The 20,093-nt window shown below is 48.9% G+C and carries 19 protein-coding genes; 17 read left to right on the top strand and 2 right to left on the bottom strand.

The annotated features are described in order from the left end of the window. The first annotated feature begins 62 nt into the window (after positions 1 to 62). Both POF51_RS25085 and POF51_RS25090 read left to right on the top strand, forming a co-directional pair. Positions 63 to 365, top strand: a complete 303-nt coding sequence (locus POF51_RS25085) for a DUF2089 family protein (RefSeq protein ID WP_017251752.1) — start codon at positions 63 to 65, stop codon at positions 363 to 365. Continuing rightward, complete coding sequence (locus POF51_RS25090) at positions 362 to 652, top strand: hypothetical protein (protein ID WP_017251753.1); 291 nt, start codon at positions 362 to 364, stop codon at positions 650 to 652. Before POF51_RS25085 ends, POF51_RS25090 begins: the two co-directional genes overlap by 4 nt. Before the next feature lie 56 nt (positions 653 to 708). Here the strand turns inward: POF51_RS25090 and POF51_RS25095 are convergent, their stop codons facing one another. Both POF51_RS25095 and POF51_RS25100 read right to left on the bottom strand, forming a co-directional pair. Next, complete coding sequence (locus POF51_RS25095; RefSeq protein ID WP_069851702.1) at positions 709 to 1,245, bottom strand: hypothetical protein; 537 nt, start codon at positions 1,243 to 1,245, stop codon at positions 709 to 711. 97 nt (positions 1,246 to 1,342) lie between these two features. Then, positions 1,343 to 2,431, bottom strand: a complete 1,089-nt coding sequence (locus tag POF51_RS25100; RefSeq protein WP_069851704.1) for a suppressor of fused domain protein — start codon at positions 2,429 to 2,431, stop codon at positions 1,343 to 1,345. Between the two features lie 145 nt (positions 2,432 to 2,576). Here POF51_RS25100 and POF51_RS25105 point away from each other — a divergent pair, with 145 nt between their 5' ends. The 15 genes from POF51_RS25105 to POF51_RS25175 all read left to right on the top strand — a co-directional run bounded on the left by POF51_RS25105 (position 2,577) and on the right by POF51_RS25175 (position 20,084). Continuing rightward, entirely contained in the window at positions 2,577 to 3,755 is a 1,179-nt protein-coding gene (locus POF51_RS25105; RefSeq protein ID WP_271756279.1) for a DUF4272 domain-containing protein, read from the top strand. Continuing rightward, the gene (locus tag POF51_RS25110) at positions 3,736 to 4,464 is read left to right on the top strand and encodes an alpha/beta fold hydrolase (RefSeq protein ID WP_083261721.1); all 729 of its coding nucleotides are present in this window, start codon (positions 3,736 to 3,738) and stop codon (positions 4,462 to 4,464) included. Before POF51_RS25105 ends, POF51_RS25110 begins: the two co-directional genes overlap by 20 nt. Then, positions 4,461 to 5,306 carry a DUF2785 domain-containing protein gene (locus POF51_RS25115; RefSeq protein WP_069851709.1) on the top strand — a complete coding sequence of 282 codons (846 nt, stop codon included), beginning with the start codon at positions 4,461 to 4,463 and terminating at the stop codon, positions 5,304 to 5,306. Before POF51_RS25110 ends, POF51_RS25115 begins: the two co-directional genes overlap by 4 nt. Positions 5,307 to 5,639: 333 nt before the next feature. Beyond that, positions 5,640 to 6,212: a TetR/AcrR family transcriptional regulator gene (locus tag POF51_RS25120; RefSeq protein ID WP_069851712.1), complete on the top strand. Its 573-nt coding sequence runs from the start codon at positions 5,640 to 5,642 to the stop codon at positions 6,210 to 6,212. Positions 6,213 to 6,271: 59 nt separating this feature from the next. After that, entirely contained in the window at positions 6,272 to 8,158 is a 1,887-nt protein-coding gene (locus POF51_RS25125) for an alpha/beta fold hydrolase (protein WP_069851714.1), read from the top strand. A gap of 232 nt (positions 8,159 to 8,390) precedes the next feature. Next, the gene (gene nikB, locus POF51_RS25130) at positions 8,391 to 9,326 is read left to right on the top strand and encodes a nickel ABC transporter permease (protein WP_069851717.1); all 936 of its coding nucleotides are present in this window, start codon (positions 8,391 to 8,393) and stop codon (positions 9,324 to 9,326) included. A gap of 1 nt (position 9,327) precedes the next feature. Then, positions 9,328 to 10,182, top strand: coding sequence for an ABC transporter permease (locus tag POF51_RS25135; protein WP_017251761.1), 855 nt, complete (start codon positions 9,328 to 9,330; stop codon positions 10,180 to 10,182). 37 nt (positions 10,183 to 10,219) lie between these two features. Next, positions 10,220 to 11,209: an ABC transporter ATP-binding protein gene (locus POF51_RS25140; protein WP_017251762.1), complete on the top strand. Its 990-nt coding sequence runs from the start codon at positions 10,220 to 10,222 to the stop codon at positions 11,207 to 11,209. Then, positions 11,206 to 12,168: an ABC transporter ATP-binding protein gene (locus POF51_RS25145; RefSeq protein ID WP_069851891.1), complete on the top strand. Its 963-nt coding sequence runs from the start codon at positions 11,206 to 11,208 to the stop codon at positions 12,166 to 12,168. The genes POF51_RS25140 and POF51_RS25145 overlap by 4 nt, the downstream gene beginning before the upstream one ends. A 21-nt stretch (positions 12,169 to 12,189) precedes the next feature. Then, entirely contained in the window at positions 12,190 to 13,299 is a 1,110-nt protein-coding gene (locus tag POF51_RS25150; RefSeq protein WP_271756280.1) for an aminopeptidase, read from the top strand. Positions 13,300 to 13,313: 14 nt separating this feature from the next. After that, the gene (locus POF51_RS25155; RefSeq protein WP_069851721.1) at positions 13,314 to 14,318 is read left to right on the top strand and encodes a dipeptidase; all 1,005 of its coding nucleotides are present in this window, start codon (positions 13,314 to 13,316) and stop codon (positions 14,316 to 14,318) included. 20 nt (positions 14,319 to 14,338) lie between these two features. Then, a complete protein-coding gene (locus POF51_RS25160; protein WP_271756281.1) occupies positions 14,339 to 15,652 on the top strand; it encodes a transcriptional regulator in 1,314 nt (437 codons plus the stop codon). A gap of 326 nt (positions 15,653 to 15,978) precedes the next feature. Then, on the top strand, positions 15,979 to 17,454 hold the full coding sequence (locus tag POF51_RS25165; protein ID WP_271756282.1) for an ABC transporter substrate-binding protein: 1,476 nt from the start codon (positions 15,979 to 15,981) through the stop codon (positions 17,452 to 17,454). A gap of 36 nt (positions 17,455 to 17,490) precedes the next feature. Further along, positions 17,491 to 18,957 carry a serine hydrolase gene (locus POF51_RS25170; protein ID WP_069851727.1) on the top strand — a complete coding sequence of 489 codons (1,467 nt, stop codon included), beginning with the start codon at positions 17,491 to 17,493 and terminating at the stop codon, positions 18,955 to 18,957. Next, positions 18,954 to 20,084 carry a mandelate racemase/muconate lactonizing enzyme family protein gene (locus tag POF51_RS25175; RefSeq protein WP_069851729.1) on the top strand — a complete coding sequence of 377 codons (1,131 nt, stop codon included), beginning with the start codon at positions 18,954 to 18,956 and terminating at the stop codon, positions 20,082 to 20,084. Before POF51_RS25170 ends, POF51_RS25175 begins: the two co-directional genes overlap by 4 nt. The last annotated feature ends 9 nt before the right edge of the window (positions 20,085 to 20,093 follow it).

Genomic DNA, 20,093 nt, shown 5'->3' on the forward strand with positions numbered 1-20,093 from the left:
AAATACTTGAATAAAATTAAGGTTTTCATTAATATAATGAAAGGAAGGAGGCGAGGCGATTCATGGAACGCGACGAAATTCCATCTTGGGTGTTAGCTCTGGACAAGGAGACCCTCGAATTTATCAGGAAGTTTATTATCAGTTCGGGCTCTCTCAAGGGGATGGCTGATGAGTACGGTGTATCGTACCCAACAGTTCGGGCCAAGCTCGACCGAATCATTAAAAAGATCGAATTACATAGCAAGGAAGCGGAAGTAGAGTTCGTGCAAATGATCAAAAACCTGGTCATTGACGAACGGATGAGTTTGGAGGTAGCCAAGCTCGTTATTGAAAAATACAAACAAGAAAGAGATGAAAACAGATGAGTACGGGGATGATTCAATTTTTGGTTGGGCTCGGTATTGTGGGGATGCAAAATTTACTCGGCAGACTGAATCACGCTTATTGGGGGGCTATTTTCCCAGGCTTCTTTTTGGCGTACCTGGTCTACGGTTATGTTACTGGTTTATTTAAAGAAGGCAGTGAACTGACGTTGATCTTGGTAGCAATTGGAGGGATCGCGATTCTATCGTTGGCTTGGTCGGAAGGCAGAAGAGCGATGAAGGCGAAGAGGAAAAAAGAGATGGAGAGAATGGAGTTGCTTGATTTGTAGTGGGGCTAGGGCCTAAGGCCTGCAGAAGAGGAGGACCGTCGACTGCAGGCAAGGAATTATCTATCGCCTTGCATACTACTTAGTTTCCATTCGTTATTTTCCTCTGTAAAGCCTAATTCTAGTGTTCCTGAGTAAGTCTCATCGTTTAACCATACTTCATAATTTGTAATAAATCGTCCATCTTTATATATACCGAAAGACCTCTGACGAAAAGTGCTTCCCTCCATAACAAATGGCGTGGTTATGATTTCGTTCTCCACCTTATAAACAAAATTCTTTCCTTCCACAGCAGCTTGCTTGGAAATATACTGTTTAACTTTTTCAGTATCAGCCTTCATCATAGCTCGAAAAATCTCTCTTGCCTGTAGATCAACGATATCTCGTATTTCGTAGATTTTAGTATTCATATCATTCTTTTGTTTTTCCTCAACTAAAGAGGCCTCAAGTTCTTTGTTTTTGTTTTTCAATTGAGTGATTTCAGCCTGTAGCCTTTCTATCTCGGCTTGATTTATTTGTAAGGTTTTCTCGTTAGAACAGGCTGTCATTGTGAAAGCAATAAGGATAAACATGATTGGAAATAAGCTGAATTTCATCGGCGACCTCCCGGCTTTTTTGCAAACGGTGTGAATACGTGAAGCAGCCCATAGTTGACAGGGCTGCTTCACAAATTCGATCTAACGAGGAGCACATTTATTTCATAAATTTTGATTCCCCATTAAAAATCCATTCCGCACCATCTCCCGCGGAGCGCTGAAACAATTGCTCAGAACCGTTCATTTCTGCATACTGCTGTTCCTCTGCGGTTGTCGGAATCATCCATAACAGATTCACGGGATCGCCCGCCATGAGCGGAAGTGGAATGGTCGGTGCATCCTCAGGCTTTGCGAGCAGCATGGAGGAGAAGCGGCTGTTGATTTGACTGATTTCCTGGCACGGAATGGTGTGACCTTGTGCGAGGAAGGTCATATACGACCACGGCAGAGAGGTTTGGCCACTGATGTAGGCCAGCAATTGCTGTTCGTTTTGGGCAAGCCATTTGGTTTCGCAGGCAAAGGCTAGCTCGAATCGGCGTAATTGCTCTGGCTCTTCTGTATACTGCTCGACTTTTGGCTGGCGCAATATGGACACGCCGAGGGTCATCGCATAGGTAACTTCACCTTTTTCGATGGTTACCAATGCTTTCGGGGGCCAGTGACCGCCGTCGATGCCGTAATACTGTTTAACTGGGCCGAGAGTCGAGGTAATCGCGTCCATGAACTGCTGCTGGATGTCAGGCCAAGGGTTGCCATCCCAGACCGCCCAAAAATGCTGGGCAGCCTCGATGCGGGCAAACATGGCGTTCGTTTCTGATGTTCCCAGCGGAAAGCATAAATGAGATTCTCCGGTGCAATCTCGCGCATACGAAGGATAGTGCGAGCCGTCCGGGGAAGGGCCAGCCCAGCTGGGAATCACACACAGCACCTCATCCTCATACAAAAGTGCTGCTGCATCGCCTTCCTCCAGCCAGACGATCGAGAGCTGCTCCGGGTCCAGCCTGTCCGCTCCATCTGGATGAGCGCAGCAATCGCGTGGAAGCATGGGAGCTTGACCATCCTGCATGGCATCGAAATCGATCGAATCCGGTGCGGGTCCGTAATTTCTTACCCAACAAGAGCGAATGCTAGCATGCTCCTCACCGGGATAATCCCACAAATAAAAAAAGACGCCGTTCTCATCCTCTTCGACAAAAGCTTGAATCGGACAAATCGGAGAGAACTCCTCTAATAGGATGTTTTTCATAGGTTTCACCTTCAATCATCGTGATAGATTCGCCGATAACTATAAAGATTTGGGCTTGATTAAACAGGGTTAGAATACCATAATTGACTATTGATTACAAAATTCAGTGCTTTGAAAATGTTTGCTCAGCAAAGGAGGTTGCCAGATGAATCAATGCACCATCTATGTCTCCATCCAACAATGCGAGAAAGTCGTCGCTGCCATTGTCGAGGCTTTTCGTGATCAATTGGTAGAGGTATCCGCAGACGAGCGAGCGGTGACCGTGACAGATAAAAAATGGTTTAGCAAGAGCAAGATCACCTTCAATCTTATGCGTGAGGACGATGACCAAGAAGCCTTTCTTCAAATGAAAAAAGGGATGTACGGCTACTTCGCACAGATTGAAACGGCCAACGAGAAAGTCCAGCAAAAGCTGTTGTACCAAATTACAGCGCTCAATGTGGCGGTAGGAATCGTGGCGAGCAAGGAAATCGATCAGAAGACGTTTGCGTCCATTATGGCGATTGCTGAAGAAGTACACGGGATTGTCTTTCTCCCTACCGGAGACATGCTCGATAAACAAGGAAGGCTGATTCTCAATACGGCAGGAGAATCGGAAGTGGACGATTTTCTAGTGACGGTCAGCGTAGACCTGATCGATGGACATATTCAGCCCTCCCAGTCAGGAGAAACGCGCAAGGAGCGGAGCATCAAGCTATTGCAGGAGCAAGGCATTCCGTACATCCCGCATCTTCCTGTCATCGTAGGGGACGAGGACGCTGTTATCAGGAGCAAGGACGAGATGGTTCAGCGAGCGATTGCCCTGTGCTTGATTGCGGTATATGCCGGAGGGATCGCCGAAAACGGGCAAATCAGGGAAGAGCGGGAGTTCATCGAAGGAATTATTGAGCAGTTTGGCGCTGCTGAATTTTTTACGGAAAAAGAGAGAGATTTCTTGAATGATCCACAGCCAGACCGAACCGATATGATTCAGATGGCTTGGATGTACGAATGCTACTGGGTACTGCTGTGGGCACTCGGGTATGTAGAAGAGCTCGAATTCCCGGATGAGATTTGTGATGTGAGCACTGCGATTGATGCTCTCAGAAGCGCAGGTGACTATGACACCTTCTATAGCAATGCAGTTGTGAGAAGCAAACAAGAGATTCTCGACCAAGCAGATTTAATCTACCGCTATGATTGGGCATGCGTGGATGCCCGCATCAACAATCGCACGGTTGCAGGCGGTTTGAATGACGAAGTAGTTGTTGAAAGACACAGAGCATTGAATTGGCTGGTTCGTTACATGGAGGATGACTGGGATCATGTGTCGACGGATACATAGGCTGTATTCGCGAAAAAGTGGGACACCGTGCGTCATCTTCTTAGCAGGAATGGGCGATAGCGGTGAGACATGGAAGATCGTTCAAGATCGAATCTCGCAGGAAGCGTCGACTTTTTCCTATGATCGTGCGGGGATTGGCAGGAGCCCAGCGGCAGCAGTCGTACCGCGGACTTGTCGTGATCTGGTAGAGGAGCTATATGATTTGCTGCAGGAGATAGGGGTGGAGCCGCCATACATTTTGGTCGGACATTCTTTTGGCGGTCTGGTCGCTAGACTGTTTGCTAGTCTATATCCGCAGCTTGTTTCGGGGATGGTTTTGGTTGACGCTGCTCCCGAATATAAGGAGCTCGCCTATGAAAAGGTTTTGCCTGATAACCTGATCGCAGCCAATCGAGAATATTACCAGAATCCGATGCGAAACAGCGAGAAGATCGATAAGATACGGAGCTACCAAGAAATCGTTGACCATTTTCTGCAAAGCGACATACCTGTCTCAATTATTACGAGAGGCTTACCGGACATATGGGACGAGAAATGGCCGAACGAGGAAATTTTGAAAATCGAACAAAATCTGCAAACCGATTTCAGGCGGCTATCTACATCAAGCAAGCAAAGAATTGCCGGTCGCAGCGGGCATTATATTCATCATGATGAACCGGATATCGTGGTCGAGGAAATTTTGATGATGTTGAGGCGGATGAAAACGTGAGGGATACGAGAACAAAACTCATACTGGACCTGCAAAGATTGGAGCAGGAACAATACCTGATTCGTGAAGGGGAGCAACTACAGGATTTCGTCGGGCTATTGCTGCAATACATAGGGGACCCTGACCCGGAGCTGCGTGATAATCTCATTTACCCGGCATTTTATTACTGGATTCTTGATGAGAAACATCTGACGGAGGCGCAATTGCGCAGCCTTCTCCGAGAACTGACGGACGATACGCATTTGTTCTATCAGATCGGCAGCGAGGGTGATCAATCTGTATTTACGAGGACATTCTCTGCATTACCGATTGCCTTGATCATGCGACGTCACAGGCAGAAGCCTTTTTTGGAGCTCGCTGATTTCCAGCATGTGAAGAACGCCATGCTCCGCTATTTTCAAGAAGAAAAAGATTTGCGCGGCTATTTGTCAGAAGGAGGCTGGGCGCACAGTACGGCACACGGGGCAGACGTATTCCTAGAGCTAGTGCAGTGCCCAGAGAGCGACGAAGCCGTACAGCGAGACATCCTTCGTGCGATCCAGGGCGTGTTGGATAACAGAAAGCATATTTTCAATGACGAAGAAGATGAACGTCTGGCAAGCATTGTCGACACGATGATAGTTAAAGATTTGCTCCCAGAGCAGGAGCTCGCTGACTGGATCAATGGCTTGGCAAGCTGTGCAGAACTGCCGAAAAGTCGTACCCAGGTCATCGCTCGAGTGAACAGTAAAAACTTTTTGCGCAGCCTTTATCTAAGAAGGGCACAAGATAGCCAGGAAAATGAACTGGCGGCTGCCATGCTTGCTGCTGTAACGAAATTAAACAGATTTGCGATCAGTTAAAGGGTGAAGGTTGATGCCGTGACAGACGGCATCAACCTTTTCTTTTTTATACGAAGTTTTAAAAGGCAAAGCTGGTAAGAAGAAAAAGCGCAGGGCTCGCAGACCTTGACAACGCCTACCCAGTCGGAACTTCAAAAAGGGGACCACGCTTGTCGAACACTTCTTCTTTGAGATACTTCCGCCCGTAGGGTGGCTTTGGCTCGACGGTCCCTTTTTTGAAGTGGAGACGGACAGTAAATCCCCCTTGCGGGCGTGTCAGAGTCGAAGAGAACTGCGCTTTTTCTTCTCCTCCACTGATTGACAATCACCCACTAGTACTATATAGTTCTAATCATGAAACGAACCTCAAACCGTGACCATGTCATCGTCACTGCATCCAATTTGTTTTTGCAAAAAGGACTCATGAATACCAGCATGGATGACGTCGTAGCACATAGCAGAGTCTCCAAGTCCAACATTTACTACCATTTCAAAAGCAAGGAGGAGCTCGTCGTAGCAGTGCTCAGCTACAGAATGAACGTACTGAGAGGAGCACTGGAAGCCATCCTGCAACGAACAGATCTGTCTGTTTCCGCACGGGTGGGGCTGATTTTTACCACCATCGCAGAGGAACTGGAGGGGCGCTCCTGCGTAGGAGGCTGTCCCATCCTTTCCTTACTGTCGGCACAAATACCAGAAGTCAAAGCGCGAATCAACGAGTTCCTGATCGAATGGCAGAACCTAGCGGAAAAGCTGCTCGTGGAGGGAATCGCCCGTGGAGAATTCAAGGAAAATATCTCGATTCAACAAACGGCAGTCTTGCTCGTAACCATTGTGGAAGGAGCGATGCTCATGGCTGAATCGCAGGGGCATACACAGGTACTCGTAAACGCTGGTCAGACACTTCTACACTTGATTCAAGTGTAGGATTTTTTTGAAGTCAATTAGTACTAATTAGTACTACAAATATAAAGGAGGCAGAAATAATGGCTGTCGTTTTTGTAACCGGCGCGACTGGATTTATCGGCAAGGAGGTAACAAAGCAGTTGGCGCAGGCTGGTCATACCGTACTGGCGCTGGTTCGCTCGCTTGAGAAGTGGGATGAATTGCTGATGCAGATGACACCAAAAGAAAGGTCTTTTTGCAAGGCCGTGCGGGGGGACTTGCGAAAGGAGGGCTTGGGATTATCGGCGAACGATTACGAACAGGTATTGCACGCTACTGTCATCATCCATGCAGGTGTCCCTATGGATATTTCGATGGATGAAACAGTGGGGAGGGACGTGATTTTACAAGGAGCAAGTCACCTTGCAGCAGTAGCGAACGAATTGCATAAACAACAGCGTCTGCAAAAGCTGATTCATATCGTTGGCTACATGAGTCCGTTTGACGATGAGAGTGGAAAGTTGGCGACAGATGTTTTTGCGACAAACGATTTTTTACGAGAGGCAGGGGGCTACGAGAAATACAAGTTTCTGGCAGATCTATACCTCAGACAAGAGGCGTATCAAAAAGGAATGCCGCTGGTCGTGGTAAATCCGTGTACGATCATAGGCCCGCGAAGCACCGGGAACACAGAACAAACAGATGGATTGGGGCTCGTGATCAGCTCCATGCGGCGTGGTAAGATCCCTGTTCTTCCCGGTGGTAAGGAGTGGTGGCTACCCTTGCTTGCCGTCGACGATTTGGCCGAGGTCATTGTGGGGATTGTAGAGACAAATCACATCGAGCATCAAACGTATTACGCCTTAAATGAGCGGAGTGCCACGCCAGCTTTTTCAGAGCTGATTTCGTTGATGGCTAAAGAATTACGGATGAAGCCACCAGCCATTCCTTTCCCGGTATCGGTCTTGAAAAAAATCTTGCATAACGGCGGCAGCGGCTTGCTCGGGGTACCTGCCAATTCGATGGATTTTGTCGTAAAGAAAGACTTCCCGCTCGCTCCCTTTCAGCAAATGAAAGCGAAAAAAAGCATCGATGCATACGACGTAGCGGCGTATCTTCCCAGTGTGATTGCCGATCTCGACTACCGTTTGTCGGTCAAGGATCAGAAAGTACCTCCTTGCTTTCACCGAGAGCAAATCGCAGGCATGGCTGCATACAAGAAAGAAGGCTCGGGTACTCCGTGGCTGCTCGTGCACGGGCTTTTCAGTGAGATGAGCGATTTACTCCCGCTCGCTGAACAGCTGGGTGAACAGGCAGTATGGTTACTGGATTTGCCCGGGTTTGGCAGATCGCCCTATCACCATCACGAAAAACCGATCGAGGGCTTTATCGAGGCAGTGGCCGAGGCATTGCGACAGCTGCCGTCTCCGGTTCATCTTGCAGGACATTCATTTGGCGGGTTTTTGGCATGGGAGGCAGCAAAGCGAGTACCGGAAAAAATCGAAAAGCTATACCTTTTGCAGCCGCCCCTGCATGCGCCGAAGTATTCTTTGCTGCTGGCGGGATTGGGAAAAAGTCCAGCCCTTCTACAGCGTTTTTTGCAAAAGCAGGTAACGCCAGCCCAAATGGAAAAAGCAATGCTTGAGCAAGGGGTATTTCAGTCCACGGAGGAAATGCCAAAAGGCTATGTAGAAAAGGCAGGGAAGCTCCTGCAATCCCCGCGGATCAGCAAGACGCATACAGACGTGCTGCGCTATTTTATGAATGAATTCCAGCAAATGGCGGTAACAACACAGTCGTTCCCTTTTCCAGCCCAGATCGTATGGGGAACACAGGATCAAACGTATCAGCTGACAAAAGGAACAGAGGATGCTTTCATGAAAGCAAGTGTAGAGATCGAAAGGCTCTCCGTTGCTCATCATTTTCCGCTCAGTCATCCACAGCTAACGGCAAACATATTGCTACAGATGAGGCAGGGCAAGGAATGACGACGGAGCGATTCTTCAGAAGGGGCATGGTAGAAAGGGACCATGCTCTTTTTGAATGAGGCAAGAAAAAACGAGTTGAATTTTCTGTGAATTTGGAATAGACTATTTTTAACTAATAACGACACTATAACGACAAGTGTCGTTAGTGAAGCGAAAGGGAGGAGAGTAAAGTGCAGGAACGCAACAGGAAGAGGCTAGTTTATACCGTTTCTCACATCTGGGTGAAGACTTCATGAAGCAATATATAGTGAAGCGCTTATTGTCGGGCATCGTTGTCCTGTTTGGGCTCTCCGTTTTTACGTTTCTGCTCATTCATCTCATCCCTGGAGACCCTGTGCGGATCATGCTAGGGCAGCGGGCGACTGTGGAACAAATCGAATCGCTTCGCGGAGAGCTGGGCTTGAACAAACCGTTGGTCGTCCAGTATCTCGACTATGCTTCTGGCGTTTTGAAAGGGGATCTCGGCACTTCCCTGAAAACGGGCCGGCCTGTCAGCACAGAAATTGCTGATCGTTTTCCCGCGACAGCAAAAATGGCAGTAGCCAGCCTCGTGGTGGCAGTTGTGATCGGTATCGGGCTAGGTGTCCTAGCGGCGAAATACAAGGATACACCTATCGACGGAGCGATCATGACCTTTTCCACCTTTGGGATGTCCATACCCGGCTTTTGGTTAGGCTTGCTCGTCATCCTTGTGTTCTCCGTTCATTTGGGCTGGTTTCCGATTGCGGGAGGAACGGGGCTAAAAGACATGGTTCTTCCAGCGTTTACCTTGGGTACATTGATGGCGACCGCACTCAGCCGACTCACTCGTGCTGGCATGGTGGAGGTTTTGTCCAATGACTATATTCGAACAGCACGTGCGAAAGGGATGAATGAACGAATTGTGCTGCTGCGGCACGCTTTTCGCAATGTGATGATTCCGATTGTGGCTGTCATTGGCCTGGAGCTGGCTGGCTTGCTGGGTGGGGCTGTGATTGTCGAGCAGGTTTTTGGCTGGCCGGGAGTGGGTACTTTGGCGATTCAAGCGATTAGCTCGCGGGATTTTCCGATGATTCAAGGAACGACGTTGTTTATTGGAGCTGTATATGTCCTCGTTGTCATTTTGATTGATGTCTTGTACGCGATTCTCGATCCTCGCATTGACTACGCCGCGAAGGAGGGGGTGTAGCGTGTTCTGGAGCAAGCAATGGTCCATGCCTCGTTTGGAATTATGGGAGAAGATCATGCAGCAAAAGAAAGCGAAATACAGCTTCCTGATGATGCTCTGCATCGTTTTGCTAGGAATCATCGGGCCGTGGATAGCTCCACATGATCCTACGAAAACGTACTACGAAGCATTTATGCAAGGGCCTTCGAAAGACTTTTGGCTAGGGACAGATGCGATTGGCCGCGATATTTTATCCCGGATGCTGTACGGAACACGAGTGACACTGACCGTAGCCGTGCTAGCGTCTGTCATGACGTTTGTAGCAGGAACGCTGATAGGTGTGACATGCGCTTACCTCGGAGGAATTGTCGACAATCTGATCATGAGAATCATGGACATCATGCTGGCGTTGCCCGGTATTGTGCTTGCTCTAGCAATTGTAGCTGTGCTTGGACCGAGTCAGGAAAATGCGATGATCGCGATCGGAATATCATCGATTCCGGCCTTTTCGATTCTGATTCGTGGTGCGGCACTCTCCATCAAGCAATCCGGCTATGTGGAAGCAAGTCGCTCCATCGGCAGCTCGAATTGGTGGATCATTACGCGCCAGTTCATTCCGAACATCTCGAACGTGCTGATCGTCTATACGACCATGTTTATTGGCAGTGCCATTTTGGGGACCTCGGCACTGGGCTTTATCGGTTTGGGTGCCCAGCCTCCTACACCGGAGTGGGGAACGATGCTGAATGAAGGGAAAAATTACTTGCGAGAAGCTTGGTGGCTCGCTACGTTTCCCGGTCTTGCGATTACGGCAGTCGTTTTTACGGTGTATCTGCTCGGGGATGCATTGCGCGATATCTTTGATCCCAAATCATAGTTGGCGAGCTTCCGTTCCCGAAAAAGGAGTGAGTAACGTGACGAATGTGTTGGAAGTGACAGGATTGACTACCACGTTTTCAAAAAATGAAAGGGCTTTCAAGGTGGTGGACAATCTTTGCTTACAGGTCAAAAGAGGTGAATCGGTCGGGATCGTCGGAGAATCAGGATGTGGAAAAAGCGTTGCCTCTCTATCCATGATGCGCTTGCTCAGTAAAAACGGAAGCATTGCAGGCCGTATTCAACTGAACGGAGCCGATCTCTTGCGCTATAGCGAAAAAGAGATGCAGAAGATCAGAGGAAAAGAGATCGCTATGATCTTTCAGGAGCCGATGACTTCGCTAAACCCGGTACTGACCATCGGAAAGCAATTGAGTGAAGGACTGGAAAAGCATGAGGGCATGAACCGAGTTCAATCGAGACAAAGAGTGCTCGAGCTGTTGACGCAGGTGGGTATTTCACGTGCCAATGAAATCTATCATGAGTACCCGCATCGTCTGTCAGGGGGGATGCGACAGCGCGTGATGATCGCGATGGCGATTGCTTGTCATCCAAAGCTGCTGATAGCGGACGAACCGACGACTGCCCTAGACGTAACAATCCAGGCGCAAATATTGGATGTCATGAAAAAAATCCAAAGAGAACTGGGCATGTCGCTCATCATGATCACGCATGATTTGGGCGTCGTCGCCGAGACATGTGACCGGGTACTGGTGATGTATGCCGGGCAGGTCATTGAAGCGGCGGACGTTCGCACACTGCTCCGAAGCCCCAAGCATCCGTACACCATGGGCTTGATCAAGTCAACGCCACATAATGCCAAAGGCCAGAAGCGATTGCACAGTATCGCGGGAAGTGTGCCGGCCCCCGATCATTATCCGAAGGGATGCCGTTTTGCACCGCGATGCGAGAAGGTGATGCCTGTCTGTTTGGAGCAAAATCCCCCGTTGCTGGATGTGGATCAACAGTCGGAGTGCCGGTGTTGGCTGTATCGAGAGAACAGGGAAAGCACGGCGGTGAATGGATGAAGACGCCTCTTTTGCAAGTGAAGAACCTGAATAAGAAGTTCCTAGTCGGCAAAGGGTGGTTCCAGCAGCCGAGTTACGTGCATGCCGTCCATGGGGTGAACGTGACTGTCAACGCAGGTGAAACGTTGGGAATCGTGGGAGAGTCAGGCTGTGGCAAGTCAACACTGGGCAGATGCATTTTGCGCTTGATCGAGCCTACAGACGGCGAGATCGTGTTCGAGGGTCAAAATATCCGCAGCTTACAGAAGGCAGACATGCAAAAGCTGCGGCGTGATATGCAAATGGTGTTTCAAAATCCATTTGATACCCTCAATCCAAAGCTGACGATCCAGCACATTTTGTCAGAGCCATTGATTGCCCATGGTATCCCAAAGCGCGAGCGAGCAGCCATGATCGAAGAGACGCTGGAGATCGTCGGTTTGAACAAAAGTCATTTGTCGCGATACGCCCATGAGTTTTCCGGAGGACAAAGGCAAAGAATCGGGATCGCTCGCGCCTTGATGCTCAGGCCAAAGCTCATCATAGCTGACGAGCCTGTGTCCGCCCTGGATGTATCGATCCAATCGCAAATTCTCAATTTGCTTCAGGATTTGCAGGAGCAGTTTTCGCTCACGTATCTTTTTATCTCGCATGACTTGAGTGTCGTCGAGCATATCGCCGATCGAGTAGCGGTGATGTACTTGGGAGAAGTGATTGAGCTGGCGAAAAAAGAAGAGCTGTTTCAGCGCCCGATGCATCCCTACACTCAGTCGCTTCTCTCCGCCATTCCGATCACTGATCCTGACGAGAAAAAAGAACGGATCATTTTAACGGGGGATCTGCCGTCTCCATCCAATCCGCCGCAGGGCTGCAAGTTTCACCCGCGCTGTTGGGCGTGCATGGACGTGTGCAAGACAGAAACCCCTCCATTCACAGAAGCAGACGGCAGACTGGTTGCGTGTCATCTCTATACAAAATAAGGGAGCAGGAGTGATAGATAGATGTTGGACCCACGTCTTACGAAGCTGGCGAATGTGCTGGTGAATTACTCGACGAATGTGCAGCCGGGAGATAACGTGCTGATCGATGCGATGGAGGTGGACGCCGCTCTGATTAAGGAGCTCGTCAAAGCTGTTTCGCGAGCAGGTGGACATTCTTTTGTGAACCTGCGTGAATCCTCGATTAGCCGTCAGTTATTGCTAGCGGGAACAGAGGAGCAATTCCATTTAGAAACAGAGATGGACAAAGAGCGAATGGAAAAAATGCAAGCGTGCATCATTATCGAGGGTGGGCTGAACATCAATGAAGTGTCTGATGTCCCTGATGAGCAGATGAAGCTGGCTACGTCCTTTTTCAAAGAAGTAAGTATCGTGCGTCTCAAAAAGAAATGGGTCTATCTCCGTTATCCGACGCCTTCCATGGCGCAGCTAGCGAATAAGAGTACAGAAGCGTTCGAACAGTTCTACTTCGATGTCTGCACAATGGATTATGCCAAAATGGCAAAAGCCATGCAGCCGCTCAAGGAGCTGATGGAGCGAACGGACCGTGTGAAAATCACGGGACCTGGCACAGAGCTGACCTTCTCAATCAAAGGTATTCCAGCGATTCCATGTCCAGGTCATTACAACATACCAGACGGTGAAGTATTTACGGCTCCTGTTCGCGATTCGGTGAACGGTGTCATATCGTTTAACACGCCTTCGCCTTATCAAGGCTTTACCTTTGAAAAGGTACGGCTGGAGTTTGTGGACGGGAGAATCGTTAACGCCACAGCCAATGACACGGAGCGCTTGAACAACATTTTGGATACGGATGAAGGTGCCCGGTACATTGGGGAGTTTGCTTTGGGGGTCCACCCGTTCATTCGGGAGCCCATGCAGGATATTTTGTTCGATGAAAAAATCGACGGCAGCTTCCATTTTACCCCGGGACGATGCTACGACGAGGCATCCAACGGTAACAAATCAAACATCCACTGGGACATGGTCATGATTCAACGCCCAGAGTACGGTGGCGGTGAGATTTGGTTCGATGACCATTTGATTCGCAGAGACGGACGCTTTCTCTTGCCAGAGCTTGCACCACTTAATCCGGAAAACTTGAAAGAGTAGGAGGAGCATGAGACATGACACATGGAATCGACGCGCATTTTGACCTTTTGCTAGATGTCGCTATTCAACGCGAGCACGGCAGGCGAAAAGTAATAGAATCGGAATACTTACCTGATTTCGTGGCGGGCGGGGTGCAGACGGTTGTCGCAGCGATTTATATCGACAACAAATTCCTGCCGGAGATGGGCTTGAGAAAAGCACTACAACAAATCAGCGCGTTGCACGCGGAGGCAGATGAATCGCCTGAGAAGATCATGGTTTGCAAAAGTGTGGAAGACATCGAGACCGCGAAGCGAATGGGGAAAATTGGTTTTGTGCTCTCTCTGGAGGGCGCGGAGCCGTTATATAATGATCTAAGTATGCTCCGTGTTTTTTACGAGCTGGGCGTGCGCCTTATGGGACTTGTGTGGAGCAGGAGGAACTTCGTTGGAGACGGCAGTCATTTTAGTCCGGTACGAGAAGGGCGCAAGGGCGGGCTCACCGAGTTCGGCATCCGCGTCGTCGAAGAGGCAGAAGCAATGGGAATCATCATTGATGTCAGTCATCTGAATGACGAAGGCTTCTGGGATCTGATCGAGGTAGCACGAAAGCCCATCATCGCTTCGCATTCCAATTGCCGGACATTAGCGAGCTCCATGCGCAATCTGACGGATGAGCAAATCAGGGCGATCGCATTCACCAACGGTGTAATCGGCATTAATGGCGTCAATCTGTTTGTAGCGGACACAGACGACCAGGCTGATATCGAGCACATGATCAACCACGTCGATCACATCGTGAAGCTGGTTGGCATTGAACACGTCGGACTGGGTCTGGACATCATCGAGCCATTTATGAAATACGATTCTCCCGATGCGTTTATCCAAGCAGGACGCAAAGATTTTGATGTCGTAAAAGGACATACCAAGGTTCCGGAGCTTGCGCGTGCCCTTGCCAAAAGAGGGTACAAGGATGAAGCGATTGAGCGTATTTTGGGCAAAAACTTCATTCGCGTGTTCAAGGACGTGTGGAAATCATAGAGAGATGAGGGAGTGGAACATTGACCATTACGATAGCGGTAATCTCTTCGGAAGAATTTTTGCCAAGGATCTTGAAGCATACCCAATCCATCGATTACATTCAACTGACCTCGTATACATACCAGAACCCCAAAGAGAGTGCTGCGTTGCTTGATCAAATCCATGACTGCGACGTGCTGCTTTTTGCTGGCCCACTTCCTTATTTTTTTGCCAAGGAAAAGGTAGAGCAAAAGAAGCTGCCTGCGGTGTACATTCCGCTCGATGAATATACCATTTCCCTCTCGTTGTTTCATACCTTGCTGAACGTTCCAGGAGGACTGGACCGCATCTCGATAGATTTGCCAAAAGCGGAGTATATTGAGAAGGTTGCTGAAGAATTGGGCATTACTTCTACGCCTTGGTATGTAAAAGACTACAGTGAGATTATTGAAGAAGGCGGGACGAGATTTGACGTCGAGGGGATTATTCAATTCCACAAGGAGCGCTGGGAACAGAAAAAGAGCCATTTTGCTTTGACTGGCGTTGACTACGTATACAGTCGATTACGTGAGATGAATATCCCTTCCGCTTCTCTCGTTAGTCCCGATAAAAATATTCGCGATGCCGTCAATCAAGCTATTGCTTACGGCCGATTGAAAATTAGCAAAAATTCGCAGATAGCTGTGGGGATTGCAGCGATCCAGCAAAATGATGGTCCGCCAGTAGAAACACAATGGCAAGATGCGACGATTATTTTGTTGCAAGAGCTGCTGGAGCTTGTCAAAGAGACGGACGCTTCCATTCAAAAATTGGGACTGGATCAATTCATCATCTATGGCACGAGAGGCAGCATCGAGCAAATGATTGAATACGGGAAGATCATGCAAGTAGTGGGCAATGTCGATCTGCTTGCCAAAGTGACGGTTGCCATTGGGTTTGGTTTTGGCCTAACAGCGAAAGAGGCCGAAGCGAACGCACGCATTGCGATCTATCATGCCCAGAAAACAAAAGAAAGCAGTGCGTATTTGGTGACGGATGAAAAAGAAGTGATCGGTCCGTTGAATACAGAAGCGAAGACGTTCCAATTAAAAAGCGAGAACAAGGAAGTGCTGGAGATCGCGGAGAAGACTGGCGTAAGTGTCGCTACCATCACGAAAATCATGCAGTATGTCAAACTTCGCCGCGATAACCGCTTCACCGCTTCCGATTTAGCCGAGTACCTCCAGATCAGTCGCCGCAGTTCAGAAAGAACCTTGAAAAAACTGATCGAGCATCAGGTCGTAGAGGTCGTCGGAGAAGAACAGCCTTATCAGCAAGGACGCCCGCGGGCTGTGTATCGCCTTAATTATTCATGACTCTCCTCATGTAACATCAACCTGTCCCGGTTTTTCCAATTTACGATGGAAATCCGGGACCCCCACATCTCTCATCTAAGAAACAATCCGATCTATTTAGCGACTATATACCGACGAAATCGTGCTTCGAATGGAAATGACTCGAAAAAGGAGGTCGCGACATGTTATCAGAACGGTCAAAAGGCCAAATACGCAGCGTTTTACTCATATGTATACTCGTTTTTTCCATAGTTGGCTGCAGCTCTGCTCCCACTCCGACTACAAACGAGAAGCAAGCAAGTCAACCAGCAAAAAACTCCCAGCCCAAAAAGGGAGGGACGATCACCATGGGCTACAAGATGGAGCCTGATACGCTGGACCCGCAAAAAACGTCAATGCCAGCCGGAAATTTTGTTGGGGTCCTTTTAGGGGGAGCCTTGCTGATCCTCGATCCCTTTACGTTTGAGTTGAAGCCGCATCTTGCTGAATCGTACACGATCTCGGACGACGGCAAGACCATGACGTTCAAGATACGCCCTGGCGTGAAGTTCCATGATGGAACACCGCTCACAGCGGAAGTTTTTAAGCAAAGCTATGAACGCGCACTCGATCCGAAAACAGCCTCACCGGTTACGGGACCGGATGTATCTGCGATCAAATCCATTTCAGCTCCTGATGATTCCACATTGATCTTTCATTTGGATGAGCCCTCCGCTTCCTTACTTTCTAACTTATCATATGGCGGCTACCAGCAGCCCATTTCCATAGAGGCACGAAACAAATACGGAAATGAGCTGGGACGCAATCCTGTCGGGGTAGGTCCGTGGAAATTCGAGAGCTGGAAAACAGGCGAATCGATCACACTTGTACGAAACGACGATTATAAGTGGGCAGCTCCTTTTGCTCTGAATCAAGGACCTGTAAGACCCGACAAGTTCGTTCTGAAATTTATTCAAGACGACCAGACCATGATGGCTGCTCTCGACAGTGGAACGATTGATATTGCAACTGTACCGCCAAAAGACGCGAAGAAATACAAGGATCACAAAGATTTTACGGTGTTGGAAGGGATGCAGCCTGCAGAGTACTTTATTGGGATGAATCTGGAAAATGAAATCTTGCAGGATGTCCGCGTGAGAAAGGCACTGAACCTGGCGATCAACAAAGATGCATTGATCATAGCGGATTTGCAAGGAGAGGGGGTGCCTGTCTACGGACCGATCCCGCCTACGATGATCGGATATGATGCGGCAGTAGAGCAGTACGGCTACAAGTACAATGCGGAGCAAGCCAGACAATTGCTGGATGAAGCAGGATGGAATCCAAACGCGCAAGGGATCAGAGAAATGGATGGGAAAACGCTCAGCCTGACGATGCTCGTCGAAGATACAAATCCCGGGCATCAGTTGGTGCAAAGCATGTTCAAAGAGATTGGTGTCGAACTGCATATCCAAAAGTATGAATCGGCTACAGCTCATGAACAGGCACTAAAGGGCGAGTTCGATTTGTTCTCAACGGGTCATGGCAGCGTCGATCCAGATATTTTGAACTTGTTACTGCATTCGAGTCAGATCGGGGGCTTGAATTTCTTGCGCCTCAGTGATCAACAGCTCGATAACCTGCTAGACAAAGGACGAACGACAACAGACCAAGCGCAGCGACAGCAGGTTTTTGCAGACATTCAAAAAAGAGTCGTGGAACAGGCCTATTGGATTCCGCTCTATTCCGCAAAAACATTCGTGGTCGTCAGTAACCGGATTCAAGGCGTCAAGCCAAATCCATTAGCATCCTTGATTATTCAGGACATGTGGGTGAACGAGTAGGGCATGGTATGACAACATTCGAAAGAGGTGGAAGAAATGAGACAGCAAGGCTGGTTAGTAGAGTGGGAAGAGCTGGTTGAAAAAGAAATGAGGGAAGGCAGAGTTCCGGGGTTCGTCATGGGTGTGAATCTGGATGGGCAGAGCTTGTTTCGCAAAAGCTTTGGCTACCGGGATCGTGAAAAGGAACTCGAAATCACTCCTGATACGGTGATGGGTTTGGCCTCCGTTACGAAGTCCTTTACATGCATGGCGATCATGCAGCTACAGGAAGCGAAGAAGCTCTCTGTTCATGATCCAGTGATCAAATACCTCCCTGAGTTTCGTACCCCGGATCGTCAAAAAACGGAGCAGATGACGATTCATCATTTTATGACGCACACGACGGGCATTCCGCCCTTGCCGATTGATCACCTGGCGATCCGCAACTCCATGCTCGAAGACATGGCTGAAGAGGATAACCCGATTCACCGTTACTTGAAAAAGGAGTACCAGAAACCGATCTATACGTTCGAAGAGCTGATGGAAGCTCTCGCTCTGGCGGAATATGAGCTGGTGGGCTCTCCAGGACAATTGTTCAGCTATTCGAATGATTGCTATTCTCTCCTGGGAGCGGTCATAGCCAGAGTGAGTGGGAAGTCGTATGACGTTTATGTCAAAGAGCATATTTTGGAACCAGCAGACATGAAGAGCAGCACCTTTCTTCTGAGCGATCTGCCTCACTTGCCGGATGTCACCACCATCTACCATTTGAAAGAGAATAATGGAGTGTCTGAGATTTACCCTGATCCACTGTGGGAGGACGGATTATTAGTAGCCGCCTCGGGGCATTTGAATTCAACTGTACGAGACATGTTAAACTACGCTGAAATATTCCGTACGGGCGGATGCGTGGGTAAGGAACGAATTTTATCCGAGGAGAGCGTCAAACAAATGATCTATCCGCATGTCCAGAACAGCTACAGCAGGTACTACGGGTATGGCTTATCCATTCAACCCGACTACTATGGGGGTACCTTGATCAAGCACGGTGGAGCGATCAAAGGTGTCGCCGCCCATTTAGCGATTGTTCCGGAGCGGGGAATTACATCCATGGCCTTGGCCAATTTAACCGGAAGTCCCGTCGAAAAAGCCACACTGACAGCACTCCATGCCGTAGAAGGACGTCCATTGAATACGCCACAGTACCAATTCGAGATATACAGCGTCTCTCTTTCCCAATTAGAAGAGTATGTCGGTCGATACGCTAGTGGGGAAGGAATGGATATCATCGTATATGTGGTAGAGGATGTCCTGATGATGATAGATAAGACGTCGGATGCGTTTGGTGGAAAACAACTGAACTATCTATTGCGACCAATTGGAGAGCATCAATTTATCACCGAAAGGGAGGGAAGCGAGATGACAGTTGGCTTTGTAACAGGCGAAGACGGCTCTGTCACTGCCATGTCTCTTTATTATCGAATCATTCCACGAGTAGCAGCCGGGGAGGGTAGTCGAGTATGAAAATAACGTCTGTTTGTGTTCATGCCATTAAGCTGCCGCTAAAACGCCCATTTATTATCGCGTACGCCTCTTATGAGGATATGCCGTCTATTATTGTAAAAGTGGAGACAGACAATGGCTTGGTCGGACTAGGCGAAGCGGTACCGGATCAAAATGTCACCGGAGAGACGTGGGAGTCTACCTATACGATGCTCGTTCATAACCTGGCGCCTGTTGTGATCGGTGAGAATCCGTTTGATATCGAGAGAATCCATGAGAAGATCAACCAGGCTGTTTGGGGAGTCCCAGCAGCAAAAGCCGCCATTGATATTGCCTGCTATGATTTGATGGGAAAGGCGGCTGGCCAACCTGTTTATCATTTCTTGGGCGGAAAATATCACACGACTCTTTCCTTCCCATATGTGTTAAGTATTTTAGAGCCAGAGGTCATGGCAGCTGAAGCTAGGCAAGCAGTGGCAGCTGGGTATGGCTCGATCAAAATAAAGGTGGGAGCTGATCTTCAGACAGATATCCAGCGAATCCGGGCTGTTCGGCAGGCAGTTGGTCCTAGCGTAGGGTTGCGGGTGGACGCCAACCAAGGTTGGGAGAACCGTGCGAACTCCTTGCTTGTTTTGCAACAGATCGAGGATTGTCACATTGATTGGATGGAGCAGCCTGTCTTGGCTGATGATCTCGATGCTCTCGCGGAAATTCGCAGGCAAACAACGATTCCAATCATGGTAGACGAGGGACTGCACGGGACGAAGGAAATGCGAGAAGTCATCGCGAAGAAAGCTGCAGATAAAGTAAACATCAAATTGATGAAAAGTGGAGGGATATATCCTGCTCTTAAATTGGTGAACCAGGCGGAGATGGCCGGGATGGAGTGTCAGATTGGTTCGATGCTGGAGTCTTCAATTGGCAGTGCAGCTGGTGCACATTTGTCGCTTGCGAAAAAGAACATCATTTCTAACGAATTGGCAGGACCAGCGATCATTTCGCGGGACGTAGCCCAACTTATGGTTCACGGGAGTCAAATTGTCGTGTCAGATCAGCCAGGGTTAGGTGTAGAGCTAGACGAAGCGGTGCTTGCCGACATAACGGAGAGGTCAGAGAAGGTCATCGGAGCGAAGCGGCAACCCGTATAGGGAGAGGAC

The organism is Brevibacillus sp. AG, assembly GCF_028369215.1.
GTDB classification, from domain to species: Bacteria; Bacillota; Bacilli; order Brevibacillales; family Brevibacillaceae; genus Brevibacillus; species Brevibacillus porteri.